This is a genomic window from Phycisphaerales bacterium (genome assembly GCA_016716475.1).
GTDB lineage: Bacteria > Planctomycetota > Phycisphaerae > UBA1845 > Fen-1342 > JADJWG01.
Genome location: JADJWG010000001.1, coordinates 410,632 through 428,497 on the forward strand (window position 1 = coordinate 410,632; position 17,866 = coordinate 428,497).

Annotated in this window: 14 protein-coding genes; 7 read left to right on the forward strand and 7 right to left on the reverse strand. The window is 65.2% G+C overall.

Translation table 11 applies throughout. The features are described from left to right. Positions 1-13: 13 nt before the first annotated feature. Positions 14-1,648: a hypothetical protein gene (locus IPM18_01760; GenBank protein ID MBK9118314.1), complete on the reverse strand. Its 1,635-nt coding sequence runs from the start codon at positions 1,646-1,648 to the stop codon at positions 14-16. Between the two features lie 46 nt (positions 1,649-1,694). Between IPM18_01760 and IPM18_01765 the strand changes: the two genes are divergently transcribed. Genes IPM18_01765 through IPM18_01775 form a run of 3 tightly spaced genes read left to right on the forward strand, consistent with a single transcriptional unit; the run spans position 1,695 to position 2,931 of the window. Continuing rightward, positions 1,695-2,381: a transposase gene (locus IPM18_01765; GenBank protein MBK9118315.1), complete on the forward strand. Its 687-nt coding sequence runs from the start codon at positions 1,695-1,697 to the stop codon at positions 2,379-2,381. Further along, on the forward strand, positions 2,375-2,695 hold the full coding sequence (locus IPM18_01770; protein MBK9118316.1) for a transposase: 321 nt from the start codon (positions 2,375-2,377) through the stop codon (positions 2,693-2,695). Before IPM18_01765 ends, IPM18_01770 begins: the two co-directional genes overlap by 7 nt. Continuing rightward, positions 2,665-2,931, forward strand: a complete 267-nt coding sequence (locus IPM18_01775; protein ID MBK9118317.1) for a transposase — start codon at positions 2,665-2,667, stop codon at positions 2,929-2,931. The genes IPM18_01770 and IPM18_01775 overlap by 31 nt, the downstream gene beginning before the upstream one ends. An 87-nt stretch (positions 2,932-3,018) precedes the next feature. Here IPM18_01775 and IPM18_01780 read toward each other — a convergent pair whose 3' ends face one another. From IPM18_01780 to cyoE, 5 genes are all read right to left on the reverse strand, one after another. Then, positions 3,019-3,195: a hypothetical protein gene (locus IPM18_01780; GenBank protein ID MBK9118318.1), complete on the reverse strand. Its 177-nt coding sequence runs from the start codon at positions 3,193-3,195 to the stop codon at positions 3,019-3,021. Positions 3,196-3,245: 50 nt separating this feature from the next. Further along, positions 3,246-3,878 (reverse strand): hypothetical protein, encoded by a 633-nt coding sequence (locus IPM18_01785; GenBank protein MBK9118319.1) that lies wholly within the window; start codon positions 3,876-3,878, stop codon positions 3,246-3,248. A 136-nt stretch (positions 3,879-4,014) separates the two neighbouring features. Then, on the reverse strand, positions 4,015-5,355 hold the full coding sequence (locus IPM18_01790; protein ID MBK9118320.1) for an RHS repeat-associated core domain-containing protein: 1,341 nt from the start codon (positions 5,353-5,355) through the stop codon (positions 4,015-4,017). Positions 5,356-5,401: 46 nt separating this feature from the next. Continuing rightward, positions 5,402-6,526 (reverse strand): DUF3179 domain-containing protein, encoded by a 1,125-nt coding sequence (locus IPM18_01795; GenBank protein MBK9118321.1) that lies wholly within the window; start codon positions 6,524-6,526, stop codon positions 5,402-5,404. Next, complete coding sequence (gene cyoE / locus IPM18_01800) at positions 6,513-7,577, reverse strand: protoheme IX farnesyltransferase (GenBank protein ID MBK9118322.1); 1,065 nt, start codon at positions 7,575-7,577, stop codon at positions 6,513-6,515. The genes IPM18_01795 and cyoE overlap by 14 nt, the downstream gene beginning before the upstream one ends. A 208-nt stretch (positions 7,578-7,785) precedes the next feature. Here cyoE and IPM18_01805 point away from each other — a divergent pair, with 208 nt between their 5' ends. From IPM18_01805 to IPM18_01815, 3 genes are all read left to right on the forward strand, one after another. After that, positions 7,786-9,228, forward strand: a complete 1,443-nt coding sequence (locus IPM18_01805) for a COX15/CtaA family protein (protein ID MBK9118323.1) — start codon at positions 7,786-7,788, stop codon at positions 9,226-9,228. A gap of 263 nt (positions 9,229-9,491) precedes the next feature. After that, positions 9,492-11,654, forward strand: coding sequence for an acetate--CoA ligase family protein (locus tag IPM18_01810; protein ID MBK9118324.1), 2,163 nt, complete (start codon positions 9,492-9,494; stop codon positions 11,652-11,654). Between the two features lie 64 nt (positions 11,655-11,718). Beyond that, complete coding sequence (locus IPM18_01815) at positions 11,719-13,584, forward strand: GNAT family N-acetyltransferase (GenBank protein ID MBK9118325.1); 1,866 nt, start codon at positions 11,719-11,721, stop codon at positions 13,582-13,584. Positions 13,585-13,723: 139 nt separating this feature from the next. Here the strand turns inward: IPM18_01815 and IPM18_01820 are convergent, their stop codons facing one another. Beyond that, complete coding sequence (locus IPM18_01820) at positions 13,724-16,348, reverse strand: serine hydrolase (GenBank protein ID MBK9118326.1); 2,625 nt, start codon at positions 16,346-16,348, stop codon at positions 13,724-13,726. A 168-nt stretch (positions 16,349-16,516) separates the two neighbouring features. Here IPM18_01820 and IPM18_01825 point away from each other — a divergent pair, with 168 nt between their 5' ends. Next, on the forward strand, positions 16,517-17,713 hold the full coding sequence (locus IPM18_01825) for a DUF1343 domain-containing protein (protein ID MBK9118327.1): 1,197 nt from the start codon (positions 16,517-16,519) through the stop codon (positions 17,711-17,713). The last annotated feature ends 153 nt before the right edge of the window (positions 17,714-17,866 follow it).

Sequence of the window (17,866 nt, forward strand, 5' to 3'; positions counted from 1 at the left end):
ATGAATGATCGCGTCAGGGTCCTGGGGCCTTTCGGCGTAGCTGCTGGCATATACGGGCGGCATCCTGGGTAACTTGCCAGAGCGGCTCCCATTGCGTGCCCCACTGCGTAGAGCAGTTGAAATTGTTCCTCAGACACTTCGCCAAAGCCTGGTATCCGTTGCGAAGGCCATTGCAGTAGCCCAGCGTCTCCGTATAGTGATCAGCTCTAGTGAGGGGCGGCTCGCCAATCTGGGAGCGCGCTGCATTCAGTACTGCGATGTGCGCAGCAGTGCCAAACTGCTGCTGGTGCAGCGCTGCCGCCAAGTGGTTAATGAAGGTCGAAGTCTTCCAGTCCTTTCCGGGAGTTACAAGCAACATCCAGCTTCCTAGCGTTGTCGGCCAATAGCGGGCCGCACATGGGCAGTTGCAGGGTGCTGGCGGGATACGCCGAAGCGTAATATCACGCACTTCCGCCGCGCGGCGAATCTGCTCCGCAAGGAGGTATGCGAAGGTTAGTCCTAAGGCGACTTCGGGCGCGATGCCGAGGAGTCCAGCGCCTTCGGCGATGGTGCTGCTCGTAAGTACGATCTTCGGCGCGGACATCGTAACACTATCAATAAGACCGAGAGCGTCGATGCCTCCAACGGGACGATTTGACACAAACGTATAGAGTAACAGGCCTCCGCGTTCCTCTATCGGATCCCGCGACATCCACCTCCCGAACACCGGCTCGTAGTACCGGTACCCCCAGTACCCCAGCCCGGTCTCGTCGTCCCACTGCTTCGTGCTGAAGCGCCAGGTGTTCTCAGAAGCGTAGGCGCCTTCGGCCTTGGTCACGCCGCCGTAGGGGTCGTACTCGTAGTGGCCCACGATGGCGGCGGACGCTTGACCGGCCGGCTGCGACCAATCCACCACCTGCCCCACGTTGCCGTTGGCGTCGTACAGGTAGACGTGGTCCACCGGGTCGGCCGGCGACGGACCGCCGGTCACGTCGTACTTCCGCACGGCCAGCAGCCCGCCGATCGTCCCGGCCGATTCGAGCGAGTTCACCACGCCACCCAGGCCCGCGAGGTCCAGGCCCCAGGTGAAACTCCGCAGCACGGCTCCACCGCCGCTCGCCAGCACGTCCGTCTCCAGCAGCAGCCGCCAGCCGGACCAGAGGTACTTGCGATCCAGCGACGGAGTACCCGCCCAGCCGCTCGCCTGCTCGTCCCACGGCGTCACGGTCTTCCGCACCCGCCGCCAGGACGAATCATACACGAAATCCACCCGGCTCGTCCCGGCCGCCTCCGTGCCCTCGATCGGGCGCACCGTCACGAGCCGGTTCTCGGCGTCCCAATCATAGGCGGTGGCCGGTCCGGTCCAGCCAGCCGTGATCGCCGCGATAAACATCGACTGGTCCGCGGTGGTCACGGTCCCGTCACCGTTCAGGTCGCCGTTGAGGGCCGGGCAGGTGAACGGCCACGTCTCGGTGCCGGCAAAGTACTTGATCGCCTGGGTGAACAGCGAGAGGTCGGCGAAGTTCACGACCCCGTCGCAGTTCATGTCGCCCGCGAGTGACATCATGGTCAGGTTGCCGTCTTCATCATGATAGTACTTCGCCTTCCCCGGGGCGCCGCCGCTGATGAGGTAGCCTGAAATCTTGTGGAAATTGAGAACGTGGGGCATCCTGCTGGTGCGTTTGAAACGAGAGTCGTTTCCCAGGAGGAGCCCGATGGCTACTACAACCGGACGAGGATCGAGCGTCAAGCGGCGGGACGAGGCGGGGGCGGACGAGGCCGTGCAGGTGGTTCGGGACCAGGTCGAGGAACTGGCCCGGCTGGGGGCCCGGCAGATGCTGCTGGCGGCGTTGGAGGACGAGGTGAACGTCTACCTCCAGCGCGACCGGTATCAGCGACAGGGCGAGTTCCGCGGCTACCGCAACGGGACCACGCCGCGGCGGCTGACGCTGGGCAGCGGCACGGTGCCGCTGGAGGTCCCGCGGGTGCGCGACATCCCGCCGGGCCAGGAGCCGTTCGAATCGAAGATCGTGCGCAAGTACCAGCGTCGCAGCGACACGATCGAGGAGACGTTCATGCGGCTGTTCATCGAAGGCCTGGCGACGCGGGACTTCGAGCCGGCCTTGCGGCTGCTGGCGGGGAACGACGCGCCGCTGTCGCCCAGCACGATCAGTCGGCTGACACAGCGGTTCCGCGTCGAGTACGCGGCGTTCGACCGGCAGGATCTGAGCGGCCGGAAGTTCGTCTATATCTGGGCGGACGGGATTTACCTGAAGGCCGGGCTGGGTACGGAGAAAGCCTGCCTGATGGTGCTGATCGGGGCGGATACGGAGGGGCAGAAGCACTTGCTCGCGCTGCGGGAGGGGTATCGCGAGAGCCTGAGAGCTGGGGCGAGTTGCTGAAGGACTGCCGGCAGCGGGGTCTGAACGAGCCGGGCTGCTGGATCGCGGACGGGGCGTTGGGGCTGTGGGCGGCGGTGAACGAGCAGAGTCCGAACTCGGCCCAGCAGCGCTGCACGAATCACAAGACGATGAACGTGCTCGACAAGCTGCCGAAGGCCGAGCAGCCCGAGGCGACCCCGCGACTGCGGGCGATCTGGCAGGCGGAAAGTGAGGTGGCGGCGCGGAAGCTGGCGGCCGGTGTGATCGCGGACTTCCGTCGGGCGGGCTACGACCGGGCGGCGGACTGTCTGGGGACGATCTGGATCGCTGCCTGACGTTCTACGCGTTTCCGGAGCCGCACTGGTCGCACCTGCGGACGACGAACGTGATCGAGTCGCCGTTTGCGGGCGTACGGCTGCGGACGAACGCGGCCAAGCGGTTCAAGAAGACCAAGAGCGGCGTGTACCTGGTGCATCAGGTGCTGATGCGGCTGTCGCAGAACTGGCGGCACTTGAAGGCGCGCACCTGTGTGCCCAGATACCGCTGCCGGAAGGAAAGAACCGCCGGGTGAAGACGAAGGTGAAGGCGAAGGCGAAGACCCATGCGGCGTGAACGAACGTGACGGATGCCCCAGATTCAATTTACACAGGACTTGACACTACCTCCCGCTGATCGCGGCCGTCTCGTACTGGTTCAGGGCATTCGCCACGTAGCCGATCGCGAGCTGGACGAGCTGGTCCTGGTCGTCGCGGTACTGCCGCTCGTGCGTGACCCGGTTCCCGACCGGGTCGTACACATAGCCCCAGACATCGTCGCCGCGGTCGGAATCGGTCAACTCGTTGCGGTCATTGTACCCGAAAGAAAGAATTCACGCTTGTTCAGGGGCTAGACGCCTCCGTAGCGATCGTTAAATGTTCGCGCCAGTGCTCGAATCAGGTCATCCAACGGTGGCATCCACAGGTAAAATGGATTATCGTGAGAGATCAGGTCGATAGGGGCGCGATCGTCTGCGATGACCTTGAGGATCACCGCCATTGCATCGCCATCAACGACTTCGGCGACTTTGAATTGGACTGTGCAACCCACGACGACGGCTCGCCGTTGCACGCACGAGCCGAGCAACCTGCGAGACTCAACCACGTAGTATCCGTCTCGCCGCGTTATCTCGATGCTCCACCTAGTGTTGGCAATGAGGAGCGCCGCACTCAGCGCAACCGCAATGACGATTGGCTCGGGCCCAATTGCATCGTCAAAGGCGAGTGCCGCAAGATTACCCGCAGCAAGCCCGAGAAGAAAGGCACTCATCCCGAGGTGAGGGCGTATGCACACCGAATCAAGAACACCTCGCTTACCAGTGCGCGTGCGAATGAACCCTGCGGCACCACGCTCACGAAGGACTCGCGCTGCCTTCATCTGCGAGTGCTTCGCCACGATGATCCCGATGGCACCGACCGCCACGCCTGCGATGTGCCATGCACCGCTTATATAGAACTCTATTGCGCCCGGCAGCCAGGGCATTTCGGAGCCCCTTCTCTACGACTCTGTAGGTCGTAGTCTTCGAGACATCCAGATTTTTCGTGAGCAACCTGCGCCAACATGAAGGAGTTCGCACGACGCGTCGCTCGCCACACGGGAATCTCACTGCAACCCTGATTTATGTGCCACCGATTGCGGCGAGCTGGCGTGGACTCGAGCACCAATATCGCTCGAAGGTGTGAGAATACCGGAAGAACTCTAGTAGCTCACCGCGACCGACCGCACGGGCGCTACTACACACTTGGATCGTCACACGTCCGTCCGACGCCGCGCACAATTTGACTATCACGCAGCCCTCGACTATGCCCTCTACAACGAGTCCGGGCCCTTTGCCACGAAGCATGCCCCCGACGCAGCCCCTTCCCTCAATGCATCCGTAGCCCGATCGGGTATCGCTGCACCCGTCCCAAAGAATCCCGACACTGCCTGAAACGCCCGCTGATGCAGTCCAGCCATAAGCCCAGTCGCCGACACCGGGCGGTATATGGCGCAATTCCACGGCAAGCGACCAAGACTCGGAGCTACTAAAGCGGCATTGTCCAGCATGAAGGGTACCGGCGGGACAGCAGAACGAGCATTCCCGCTTCTGGAACAGCAATCGCACGCGAAGGCGCTCTGACAGCTTTTGCTTGAGCAGTGAAATGAGCCAATTGTCTCGGCCGCTGGGGGAGTCAAGACGAAATTCCCATCGCTCGCTGTGGCAGTTCGGAAATCGGGTGTCTGTGAAGAGGTCTCCGAGCGTTGGTCCGCCGCCGTATGCAGCCAGGCTTGGTTCCGGAATCCACCGATCCTCGTGGGTGAGGCCTGAGGCGTCAATCGCGTTGATACTACGATTGCCGCCAAACTGGTACAAGTGCGTTCCGCCCTCCTCCTCAATCGGATCCCTCGTCAGCCACCGCCCCATGCTCGCGGAGTACGGCCGGAAGAGCCAATTTCCCAGGCCCGTCTCATCGTCCCACTGCTTCGTGCTGAAGCGCCAGGCGTTCTCTGACGCGTACGCGCCATCGGCCTTCGTCACGCCGCCGTAGGGGTCGTACTCGTAGTGCGCCACGACGGCCGCGGCGGCCTGATTGGTCGGCTGCGACCAGTCCACCACCTGCCCGACGTTTCCCAGCGCGTCGTACAGGTAGACGTAGTCCACCGGATCGTCGGGCTCGGGCGCGCCGCTCACGTCGTACTTCCGCACCGCCAGCAGGCCGCCGATCGTCCCGGCCTGCTCCAGCGAGTTCACGGCGCCATTCAGACCCGCGAGGTCCAGGCCCCAGGTGAACTTCCGCAGCACGGCTTCCCCGCCGCTCGCCAGCACGTCCGTCTCCAGCAGCAGTCGCCAGCCGGACCACAGGAACTTCCGATCCAGCGCCGGCGCACTCGCCCAGTTGCTCGTGTTCGCATCCCACGGCGTCACGGTCTTCCGCACCCGCCGCCAGGATGAATCATACCCGAAATCCACCCGGCTCAACCCGGCTGATCCCCAATCGAAATCCTATCTCTCCGGGGCCGTTCCTCTATGGGTCCGGAGTGGAGGAGAGAATCGCTGCTTCGTGGAAAGCGTACCACGCGAACCACAGGGCGGAGACGCTATCCAGCGGGGTGCCATCAGGCGCGGTCGCCCAGGCGACGGCCGGCTTCGGCCGGTAGTGCAGGTGGACCGGTGTGCCACCGAGCTCGGTGGCCCAGCGGGCGGCACCATCTTCGCCCCGGGCCGTTGCGTGCGCGGCGATCTCCGCGAGGGCGACGCTATGCCAGCCGTCCGTGGTGAACACCGCGAGCACCGGGTCCTTCGGGGCGCGCGAACCGGCCGGCGGCAACGGGGTGACGGGAAAGATCACGTCGGCGGAGTCGAAGTATGGCTGGTAGGAACGCTTGTAGAGCTTGGCCTGGGTGCGCACCATGTCGAGGACGGTGGTGTCCGGGTGCTGTGCTTCCCAGTCGGACCAATGGGCCACCACCGCAGGGATGCGTTCCAGCGTGGCGCCGCGCGCGGCGGCAGGGCCGGTGACGGCACGAAACTGGAGCTGGCTCCAGAGACTCTCCTCGGTCGGGTCGGCGCGCCGGTCGTAGAGCAACTGATTCGAGTTGTAGAGCAGGCCGCTGATGCGAAACTCGAGCACCTCCGCGCCGACACGGCGGTCGAAGACGACGACGCTGTCACAGAGTGGGTGGTAGGTGACGGCGATGGGGCGGCCGCCGAGCGTGTCATTGGCGACCTCGTGCCAGGATAGCAGCTTGAGCGGGTAAGCACGGGCCGCACCGTTCACGACGACGCCGATGACGCGATCGGTGGGGACGAGGAACTTCTGGTGCTGCGCCTTGCGGAGGTCACGGGAGAACTCGCGCGCTTCCTCGATCGTGAGTACGTGGGGATCGACGAGCGCGGCGATGCGGTCCTTCGAGAAGCCGGCCGCGACGAGCTCGTCGCGGGGCAGCAGGCAGGTCGTGAGGTCGAAACCGTACGAGGCGACATGGCGGCCGTCGCCGATGAGTGTCGGCCGTTGGAGCGCGCGCTGGCTCCACTGAATCACGACGAGGATGCAAACGATGGCGGCGAGCGCGAGCACCCAGCCCCCACTCCAGAAATCGAGCAGGCGGCGGGGTGGGAGGGGGGCGGCGGCCGGGTCAGGCGCGGGCAAGGCGGGCCTCCTCAAGTCGGCCGATGACGATGTCGCTCGCCAGCGGGCCGACCTCAGCCGCGGTGACATCGGGTGCGCGCCGCTCAACGCGGGGCGAGCCGGGCGAACTCGGGCCGGGGGACGCCGGTTGTACCTGCCGATCGACAACCATCAAGCCAAGCAGCAGCGGCAGGTAGAGCACGCTCGCGAGAAAGACGCGGCGGGCAGCGGGGGCGGAGCGGGCGCGCTCCAGCACAACGCCGCAAACCAGAAAGGCGAGCCCGAGTAGCAGTGCCCCGACGGCGAAAAATGGCCCGGTTACGCCGTACAGCGTGAGCAACAACGGCAAGGGCAGCAGCAGCAGCGAATAGATCACCGTCACGCAGCCGGTGAGGTGGCCGGAGGGATCGAGCACGGGGAGCATGCAGAAACCGCCGCGCTCGTAATCCGCACGGTACATCCAGGCGAGCGCGAGCGAATGTGGAATCTGCCAGAGGAAGAGAATGCCCGCGAGTACCCACCCGGCAGTGGGGATCACGCCGCTGGCCGCGACAGCGCCGATCAGCGGCGGCAAGGCGCCGACGATGGCACCTACGAGCGTATTAAGCGGCGAGAGCACCTTGAGGGGCGTGTAAATCAGGACGTAGATGAGCAACGTGGCCAGCGCCAGACCGGCGGCGGCCGCATTCGTAGTTACCGCCAGGATCAGCGGGCCGGCGAGGCCGCAGGCCAGGGCGAACCGCAGGGCGCTGCCGCGCCGGACACGGCCGGCGGGCAAGGGACGCGCGGCGGTGCGCTGCATGCGACCGTCACGCTCGACTTCGATCCACTGGTTGAGGGCATTGGCGCCAAAAGCGGATAAGGCGGTGCCGAGTACGGTCCAGCCGAGGGCCCCCCAGGCGATGCTCGGACCGCTGGCGAGGATGAACCCCACGCCGGCGCTGACCGCGACCATGAGACTGAGACGGGCCTTGCTGAGTTCGAGGCAGATCGGCACCGTCAGGGCGGCGCGGCACGGCGCGTCGGCGGATGACCCGGTGTCGATACGCACGGTGGCGGTGGGGTCGGACAAGAAAGCACTCCCGTACACACGGTTGCAGATGTTCCCGATTGTAGTCGACGGCGGTGGCACTGGGGAGCGGGTTGGACGCCGTTTGCGGAGCGGCGCCCGGTGCCGCGGTATCGCCAAGCAGCGCGGGCGACTATCCTTCCGCAACGGCCGGACGTTCGTATACGTCCCGGAATCCCATCCTACCCCCGTGGAGTTCTGGACACCCGCAATGACCCGTACCCCCACTACTTCGGCAACGGTCGAACAGCCCTTACCTTACGCCACGGTTGCAGGTCGGATTCCCGCTCCGTCGGCCGGACATGCAGACATCCTCGCGGTGGGTTTCGGGACCGCGGTGGCCATGTGGGCGGTGGCGTATTTCACGCGGCTGTTCGGAGATGCGCTGCCGGCGCCAGTGCTTTTTTTCCTGCTGGTTCTTTTGCAGCTCGTGGGCGGTTTCCTCTTTGGGAGATTCAGCCGTAAGGGGGTGCGCGGGGCGGTTTGGGCGGGCATGATTACGGGGTTGATCAACCTGCTGGTGGTGGGGAGCTTGATCGGCGGGGACACACCCAGCGCGATTCGAATGGGCGCGGTGCTTTGGGTCCCGGGAACACTGGCCGGTGCGATGCTGCTGGCGGCGCTGGGAGCCCTGGTCGGACGGCTCCGGTCCACCCAGGAGCAGGTGGACTGGACGGGTAGTTTCGGGGCCGTGGTGGTGGTGGCGACTTTCGTGCTGCTGGCCGCGGGAGGGCTCGTCACGGGCTACGACGAAGGGTTGGCTGTGCCGGATTGGCCGAACACGGAGGGGTACAACATGTTCCTGTACCCCTTATCGCGAATGACGGGGGGCATCTTTCTGGAGCACGCGCACCGGCTGCTGGGTTCGCTGGTAGGACTGAGTGTCCTGGTGATGGCGCTACATGCGACCCTGACGGAGCAACGCAAATGGTTGCACTGGTGGCTGTGGGGGACGTTCCTGCTTGTCGTCGGGCAGGGTGTGCTGGGTGGTCTGCGTGTGACCGGTGTATTGACGCTGAGCGCTGACCCAAGCGACCTGCGACCCAGCATCGTGCTGGCGATCGTTCATGGTGTCTTCGGGCAGATTGTGTTCGCGCTGCTGGTGGCGGCGGCGCTGTTGCGGTCCCAAATGTGGCACCGAGCACCGCAGCCGCAAGCATCACCCTTCGCGGGCACGGACCGCGTGTTCGGGATCGCCTTGGTGATCTTGCTGATCGTGCAACTCGTGCTCGGAGCGCTGGTGCGGCACTTCACCTGGACGCTGGAACGGTTCGAGTACGGGCTGAGTGTGGACGTTGCGACACTGACGCGCATCGGTCAGGCCGCCCTGCACATCCACATTACGCTGGCGGTCGTCGTCATACTGCTGGCGCTGGCGGTGGGCGTGCGCGCCTGGGGGTTGTACCGCGGTTTCGCGGGTATTCGGCGGCTGGGTGTGCTGCTGATGTGGTTGGCGGGTGTGCAGGTGGTGCTGGGTGTGCTGGCGTTGGTCGTGACGGCCAACCACGAAGCCCATACCGAGCCGACCGCGCTTGACGTCAGCATTACCACGCTGCACCAGGTCACGGCGGCGGCATTGCTGGGACTCGCCGTGCTGATCCTGCTGTGGAACTACCGGGTCGCCCGGCCGCAGCCGAGCGCAATAACTGCGTAAGGCGCGCCGTGGTGCCGGAAGGATGGCCGGCGGGGGCGGTGGGACGAAATCCGGGCCCGGACTTTGCAACATAACGGAATTGGGTATACTCTTATCTTCTTCGTGGCTGGTCGGCCATGCTCGCCGGTCTGCCATGGACAGCGTCGCCGCGACGACTGCCCGAGAAAACCCACCGTCCGCACCTGGATGCTGCCCGCTCCAGCTTTGCGGCCGCGGCACGGCTGGAGCGTGGAACGCGGCGGGAACCGCAGGAGTTGTATGACATGACCCAGATTGCGCATGAACCCCAGAGCACCGCAACCCCCAATATTGACCTGGAACCGTTGTTCTGCCCAAGTTCGATCGCGGTGGTGGGCGCTTCGCGCACGACCGGTTCGGTCGGCAATGCGATCATGGAGAACCTGATCGCAGGCGGCTATACCGGCGTGATTTACCCGGTCAACCCCAAGGCCAAGGCCATTCTCGGCAACCGCTGCGTGCGGTCTCCGGAAGCAATCGAGGACGTCGTCGACCTCGGCGTGCTGGTGATTCCCGCACCCTCCGTACAGGGCGTGGTCGAGCAGATGGCCAACCGCGGCACGAAGCACTTCGTCGTGATTTCGGCCGGTTTCAAGGAGGTGGGTGGAGAAGGTGTCACGCGCGAGAAGAATCTCAAGGCCCTGGCTGCGGAGCGCGGCCTGACCATCGTGGGTCCGAACTGTCTTGGCGTAATCAACACAGCGCCGGATGTGAAGATGAACGCGACCTTCGGCCGCGGGATGCCGGAAGCGGGTCCGTTCGGGTTGATCTCGCAGAGCGGGGCACTTTGTACGGCATTGCTAGACTACGCAAAGGGCATCGGGATCGGCTTTTCGCGCTTTGTCAGCTTCGGCAACAAGGCCGGCGTCAAGGAAACCGACCTGCTGCTTGCGCTCGCGTCGGATCCCTTCACCAAGGCCATCCTGATGTACGTCGAGGAGCTCTCGCACGGTCAGGAGTTCATCGAAACCTGCCATCGCATCACGCACGGCCAAAACGCCAAGCCGATCATTGCGATCAAGACCGGGCGCACGTCCGAAGGTGCGGCCGCAGCGGCCTCCCACACGGGCTCCCTGGCGGGCTCAGATGAGGTTTATGAGGCCGTGCTCGGACAGGCGGGCGTCCAGCGGGTGGAATCCGTCAAAGAACTGTTCGACTGTGCGGAGGTCTTCGTGGACCCGACGCTCCCGCACGGGCGGCGCACCGCGGTGGTTACGAACGCGGGTGGCCCCGGCATCATGGCGACGGATGCGTGCATCCGGAATCACATGACGCTGCCGCGTTTCCAGGAGTACACGCTCAAGTCGCTGCGTTACACGCTGCCGCCCACGGCCGCGCTGAAGAATCCCGTCGACGTGATCGGGGACGCCAAGCACGACCGCTACCGGGCGGCGCTGGATGCGGTTTCCGCAGATGAGAACGTCGACCAGATCATGGTGATCGTGACGCCGCAGACGATGACCGACGTGACCGAAATCGCAGACGTGATTCGCGAGACCAAGAGCTTCTGCGGGAAGCCGATCGTGGGTTGCCTGATGGGGCTGGTGGACGTGGACGCCGGCGTGAAGCTGCTGCGCAAGAGCGGGGTGCCGGCCTATGCCTTCCCGGAAGATGCGATGCGGGCCATGGCGGCCAAGTGCCGCTTTGCCGAGTGGGCCCGTCAGCCGCACCTTACCTATCGACGCTTCAACGACGTCGATGCCCCCGCGGTTACGAAAATCCTGGATGAGGAACTCGCCGCCGGGCGTACGACACTGGTCGAGTTGAAGGCGCTGGAGGTCTTCCGCGCTTACGGCTTCCCGATCGTGAAGTACCACTTGGCGCGCACGGCGGACGAGGCGGCCCGTTACGCGGCCGAGCTGGGTTTCCCGGTCGTTCTGAAGATCTGCGGCCCGAAGATCCTGCACAAAACGGATGTTGGCGGAGTGCGGCTGAAGCTGGCCGACGCGGCCCAGGTGCAGACGGCCTTTGAGGAGATGGTGGCCACCGTCAAGAACAAGATGGGGGCCCAGACCGAGATCTGGGGCGTGCTGGTACAGCAGATGCTGCCGAAGGGCAAGGAGATCATTCTCGGCATGTCGCGCGATCCCAACATGGGGCCGCTGCTGATGTTCGGCTTGGGCGGTATCTACACCGAGGCGCTCAAGGACGTGGCCTTCCGGTTGGCTCCCCTGCGTGAAAACGTCGCGCAGGAAATGGTGCGGTCCATCCGGTCACACAAGTTGCTGGAGGGCTTCCGTGGGGAGCCGGCCACGGACCAGGTCGCGGTCGCCGAGTGCCTGTTGCGCTTGTCGCAACTCGTGACCGACCACCCGCGCATCAAGGAACTCGATATCAACCCGCTCATGGTATACGCACAGGGTTCCGGCGCAACGGTGGCCGACGCCCGCCTGATTCTTACGGAGTAGACCCGCGAACGCGGATTCTGCCGCGGTGGCCGCTGGCTGCCGCGGCACATGGGAGAACGCTGTCATGTCGGATAAGTGGCGTGAACGGTACGCCGACAAGCTCGTCACGGCGAAAGAGGCCGTCGGTCGCATTCGCCCGGGGAATCGTGTCTTCATCGGCTCGGCCTGTGGTGAACCCCAGGCACTGGTGCGGGCGATGGCGGAATTGGCCGACAATTTCACGGATACGGAACTGGTGCAGGTGCTGACGCTGGGCGTGGCGCCGTATACCGAGCCGCGTATCGCGCACAACTTCCGGCCGAACGCCTTCTTCATCGGCAACAGTCTGCGCCATGCCGTCAACGAGGCGCGGGCCGACTACACCCCCGTATTCCTCTCGCAGGTTCCGAACCTGTTCCGCACCGGGCGCCTGCCGATCGACGTCGCGCTCGTCACGGTCAGCCCGCCCGATGACCACGGCAACTGCAGTCTCGGCGTATCGGTCGACATCGCCAAGGCCGCCGTGGAGACCGCCGGCGTGGTCGTGGCGCAGGTCAATCGCCACATGCCGCGCGCCCACGGCAACTGCTACCTGAATGTGCGTGACATGACCTGTCTCGTCGAGCACGACGAGCCCCTGCTCGAATGGCCGGACTTCGGCGAACCCGACGACGTGATGCGCGGCATCGCCGCCAATCTCACCCGGCTGGTGGACGATGGTGACACGCTCCAGCTCGGCATCGGCCGGATTCCGGACGCCGTCCTGGCGATGCTGACGGACAAGCACGATCTCGGCATTCATACCGAGATGATGTCGAACGGCGTGCTGACGCTCGTCAAGAATGGCAACATTACCGGCAAGTACAAGACCCAGAACCCCGGCAAGATTGTCGCCAGCTTTGCGGCCGGCAGCCATGAGCTTTTCGAGTTCATGGATAACAACCCGACCATTGAAATGCATCCGTCGGAATACACCAACAACCTGTTCGTGATCAGCGGACACGACAACATGGTCGCGATCAACGCGGCCATCGAGGTCGATCTCACCGGGCAGGTCGTGGCCGATTCCCGCGGCCAGCAGCTTTACAGCGGACTGGGCGGGCACGCCGACTTCATCCGCGGGTCGGCACTCGCCAAGGGCGGCAAGCCGGTCATCGCCATGCCCAGCACGGCCGACACGCCGGAAGGTTTGCATTCGCGCATCGTCGCGACCCTGCAGGAAGGGGCGGGGGTCATCACCACGCGCGGCGATGTGCACTACGTGGTGACCGAATACGGCGTGGCTTACCTGCACGGCAAGAACATGCGTGAGCGCGCCATGTCGCTGATCAGCATCGCGCATCCCGATTACCGCGCGGAACTGCTGCATGCGGCGAAACGCCGCCACATCGTGTACCCCAACCAGATCATGCCACCGGTGCAGTCCCCTTATCCGACACAATACGAGGAAGAGGTGACGTTGCGCGACGGTTCGAAGATTTTCGCCCGCCCGATCCGGCCCGACGACGAGCCGCAGATGCGGGACATGTTCTATCGCTTCAGCGAGCAGACCAAGTACCTACGCTACCATGCCGCGCTGAAGTCCATGCCGCACAACAAGATGCAGGTGTTCTGCACGGTCGACTACGACTCCGAAATGGCGATCATTGCACTGGTCGGCGAGCCCGGCGACGAGCGCGTCGTGGGGGTCGGACGCTACATGGCCGATCCACAGGGACGCTCGGCCGAGGTCGCTTTCGCCGTGGGCGACGACTGGCAGCGGAAGGGCCTCGGGACATACTTCTTCAACCGGCTGGTGCAGATCGCGCGGGAGCGCGGCATTTCGGAGTTCCACGCCTACGTGCTGGTCGAGAACAGCGGAATGCTGAAGATCTTCCACCGCTCGGGCTTCGTGGTCGAGACGATCAACGAAGGCGACGTGGTGCGCGTGGTGATGCACATTCGGGAGTAGCGCGCCGCGGTCGGGAACCGGCGTACCGGAACCCGAACCGGGGCGGGATGCGTCGCGGTTCAGTGCCACTCTCACAGGAGCTGCGCGCTGCCCCGCTTGCAGCACTCGAAGCCGATCCGGGACCCGCGGCGCACGGTACTCAGCGCGGTGCGTCCATGAGCGTACGAATGGCGGTACTCCACACCGCCTGTCGCAATGCCTCCACGGTCGCCTTGTCGTCCGGGTGGGCCCGATTCGCGAGGACGATCACGTAGGTACCGTGCTCGGGGTAGATTCGGAGGGCCGTACCCGTGTAGCCCGTGTGGCCGAACGCGCTTGGCGCGTGCGGGCCGGGACTCTCCGGCAGCGGCAGGTAGAGATCCCAGAGCAGGCCGCGTCGATCCGGTGTGCCCTTGACGCTGGGAAGACCGGTCGTCTGTACCCGCGTCGCCTCAGCGAGTGTTTCCCGTCGCAGGATACGCACGCCGTCGAGTTCCCCGCCACTCAGCAGCATTTGTGCGAAGCGTGCGAGGTCGGCGGCACTGCCGAATAAGCCGGCATTGCCCGAGACGCCGCCCTGAAGCGCAGCGACCGGGTCGTGTACCTGGCCACGGAGAAAGCCGCCGGGACCGCGACCGTACGCCGCGCGCGTCGTGGGAACGAGCCGCGGACCCCACTCCGGCGGCGGGCAGAAACGCGTGCTGGACAGGCCCAGCGGCTGGGCGATTTCCTGTTCGAAGTACAGGTCCAATGGGCGCCCGCTGACCGCGGCGACAATCTCCGCGCACAGGATCGCGTTGAGGCAACTGTAGACGACCACCTCGCCCGGGCGCCGCCCGGCCGGGTACTGCCGGATGGCGACCCGCGTCGCATCGGGGCAGGGAAAGCCGGCTTCCTCCTGCAGCCGCTTGCGGGTGTCGGCATCCAGATAGGGAACCAGCCCGGAGGTGTGTGACATCAACTGCCGAACGGTAACGGTGTCCTTGTACTCACCCGCAAAGTCGGGCAGGTAACGGCTCACCGGGGCATCGAGGTCGACAAGCCCCTGCTCGACGAGGCGCAGCAGCGACGTTCCGCTGGCGATCGGCTTCGTGAGTGAAGCGAGATCGAACACCGCGTCCTCTGGCATGGTTTCGAGTTCGGGCTCCCGCGCGAGATGACCGTACGCACGCTGCCAGGTGCGGAAACCGGTCGGTGTCGATTGCCCCACGGCGACGACGGCACCGGAAATGCCGCCCGCGCGCAGGGCCGCCGGGACCCTGGCCGCGAGCAGCTCCTCCAGGGTCCCGAAGCCGCCAAGCAGCGGCTCGGTTTCCACGGCGAAGCTCCAGCGCCACTCGTTGAAATACAGGTTGTGGCCGTCGATCTCGATCTCGCCACGCTGAAAGTCGTTCGGCTCGCTTCGGAAGCTCGTCTTCTCCGGAGTCAGCGGGCAGGCGTAGTCAAGGTTCACGATCAGCCGGTAGGGATCGAGCCGTCCGCAGTAGAACTCCTGCACCTCCGGGTCAGGGTGGGTTTGCAGTCCGTACGACGGGTCGGCCGGCAACCAGCCCCACGGTTCGATGTAGAACTCGGCCCAATCGTGCATGTTCCAGTCGTCGGGGAGCGTCTGCCAACCCGATTGCCAGCGTGCCGGGATACCCGCCGCGCGGCACAGGGTGATGAAGACGAGCGCCTGGACGCCGCAGTCCCCGCGGCGGGCGGTGAGCCCCTTCGCGGACAGACTGGGAATCGTGCTGTACTCCATCTCGGCGCACCATGGGATGTTCTGTGCGACCCAGCGGAAGATCGCCCGGGCGCGGAGCAGAGGGTTGGGCTCTGCGCGGCTGAACTCGGCGGCGAGGGCACGCACTTCCGGAGTGAAAAGGATGTGCGGCGGGCGCGCGACGGTGTATTCGCGGTACAAAGCGCTGCGCTCATCCGGCGCAGTGGCCCGCGCCGGGTCGAGGTCCGTGACCTGGGCATGCATCGTGTATTCGAACTCGACCAGGAATCGCGCCGGCGCCCCGGCGGCCAGCGTGTGCTCGAAATAGACGGCACGGTGCGGTACTCCGTTGGGCGTCACCGTGGCGCCGGGGGGCTCCGAGCGAATGAGCCGGACCGCGGTCTGGGCCCCGTATTCCTGCGGAAAGGGGAGCCACGCACGCACCCGGGCGCCGGGCTTCACCCGTGGATGATCTTCCGGCACACGTACTTCGTAGGTCACGCGGTGGTGGACAGGATACGTCAGCCCGGCTTGCCGGTTCGGGCGATCCGATAACCCGCGCTCGTCACGCGCCGCCACAAGCAGGCGCGCCAGATGCGCCGGCAAATCGAACTTCGCACTCGCGGGTGGCGGCACGGGGGTGCGCCGCGCCGCGGCCTCCGGCGTGAAGCGGAACAGGTTGCCGGGCTCGCGCCCGAAGTACCGCACCTGCCCGTCGATCTCTCGGTGTTGCAGCGCGCCGCTGGCGCGCCACCGTTCGATGTCGGCAGCGGTCGCGTCCGGCACACTCCGCCGGATTCGTTCGAGCAGCGCCTCGGGGGCGAGGGCATAGTCCAGGCGGATACGGCGCAGGACCTCAAGCGCCACGGCGATGTCATCCACCACCGGTTCTTCGGGGTTCCGCAGGAGTGGACGCAGGAGGTTTTCCGCGTCACGAAAGCGGCCGGCGTCGATCAGGGTTTGTGCTTGCTCCAACACGGTGGGCTCTTCGGGGGTCCCTGGCTGCGGCGCGGCTTTGCCCGTCGTGGGCAGGAGCAGCGCGGTCGCCAGCAGGACTGTGCCTGTCGTCAAACGGTCCATGGTCGGCTACCCTTTGTGCGTGAATTCGACCGAACGACGATACCGACCGCTCCGAAGCGCGTCGAGCGTTCGCCCAGGAGGAGTCCGGACATGACCACGTTTCCCCTTCCGTTTCGGCGACGCTGCGCGGGTGGGCTTGTCGTAAGCATGTTGCTGATCCTGCCCGGCATGGCCACGGCCCAGCCGACCGGCGCCCCCCCGGCACGCATACGGCTCGGGGTGGACGTGCTCGCGGCCCGTGGTTTCACACCCTTGCAGAATCAGCGCATCGGCCTCGTCACCAATGCGACCGGTGTGACAAACAATCTGCGCGCTACCGTCGATGTGCTGCATCAGGCCGCCGGCGTACGGCTGGTGGCTCTATACGGCCCCGAGCACGGGGTCCGTGGCGAGGTTCCCGCCGGCGACAAGATCGAGGATGCGCGCGACACGACGACCGGCCTTCCCGTCTATTCGCTGTATGGCCGCACGCGGAAGCCCACCCCGGAAATGCTCGCGGATGTCGATGTGCTGGTGTTCGACATCCAGGACATCGGCTCGCGGTCGTACACCTACATCAGCACGCTCGCCGTGGTGATGGAAGCCGCTGCGGAACATGGGAAGAAGGTCGTGGTGCTGGACCGGCCCAACCCGTTGACCGGCCAGCGTGTGGAAGGACGGCCACTCGACCTGACATTCCAATCGTTCGTGGGGCATCTGCCGATTCCTTACGTGCACGGACTGACGGTGGGCGAGTTGGCACGGATGATCAACGGGGAGGGCTGGCTGCCCGGCGGGGTGCAATGTGAACTGGAAGTCATTCCGATGGAAGGGTGGCGGCGCGACATGGGGTGGGACGAAACCGGCCTCAACTGGGTGCCGACCTCGCCGCATGTGCCGCGGTCCGAGACGGCCCTGTACTACGCCGCCACCGGGATCATGGGAGAACTACACCTGCTCAGCGAGGGCGTGGGGTATCCGCTCCCGTTCGAACTGGCTGGCGCGCCGTGGATCGATGCCCGCCGGCTCGCCGACGACCTGAACGGGCGGCGACTTCCGGGGGTGTACTTCCGACCGGCCTATTTCCAACCGTACTATGCCCGCTTCGCGAAGGAGACGTGCGGCGGCGTGCAGATCCTGTTTACAGACCGCGACGCCGTGGCCCTGACGCCGATCCAGTTCCACATCATGGACGCGGTGCGCACGCAGCACCCGGAGAAGAGCTGGTTTGGGGCGAAGCGCGACGACATGTTCGACAAGGTGTGCGGGACCGACGAGATCCGTAAGCTGTTCGAGGCGGGACGGCCGTTGAGCGAAATCCTCGCGGTGTGGAACAGCGGTGTAGAGCAGTTCCGCGCACAGCGGGAGAAATACCTGCTTTATTGACCCGGGTCGCGAGTGAGCTGTTACCTTCGTAGTGCGACATTCGTCGCCAGGTCGGAATAACGGTTTCGCTCCTCCGGCCACGGCAGATATCGCAGTCGCAATTTCATGCTCTCCGGCTTCCGCAGTTCCCTGGCCACGACCCGTTTCCACCGA

Excerpts from the sequence above, each read along its gene's own strand:
- IPM18_01785 (MBK9118319.1), bottom strand. The coding sequence starts at position 3,878 with ATGCCCTGGCTGCCGGGCGCAATAGAGTTCTATATAAGCGGTGCATGG.
- IPM18_01760 (MBK9118314.1), bottom strand. The coding sequence starts at position 1,648 with ATGCCCCACGTTCTCAATTTCCACAAGATTTCAGGCTACCTCATCAGC.
- IPM18_01825 (MBK9118327.1), top strand. The coding sequence starts at position 16,517 with ATGGCCACGGCCCAGCCGACCGGCGCCCCCCCGGCACGCATACGGCTC.
- IPM18_01765 (MBK9118315.1), top strand. The coding sequence starts at position 1,695 with ATGGCTACTACAACCGGACGAGGATCGAGCGTCAAGCGGCGGGACGAG.
- IPM18_01810 (MBK9118324.1), top strand. The coding sequence starts at position 9,492 with ATGACCCAGATTGCGCATGAACCCCAGAGCACCGCAACCCCCAATATT.
- IPM18_01805 (MBK9118323.1), top strand. The coding sequence starts at position 7,786 with ATGACCCGTACCCCCACTACTTCGGCAACGGTCGAACAGCCCTTACCT.
- IPM18_01815 (MBK9118325.1), top strand. The coding sequence starts at position 11,719 with ATGTCGGATAAGTGGCGTGAACGGTACGCCGACAAGCTCGTCACGGCG.
- IPM18_01820 (MBK9118326.1), bottom strand. The coding sequence starts at position 16,348 with ATGGACCGTTTGACGACAGGCACAGTCCTGCTGGCGACCGCGCTGCTC.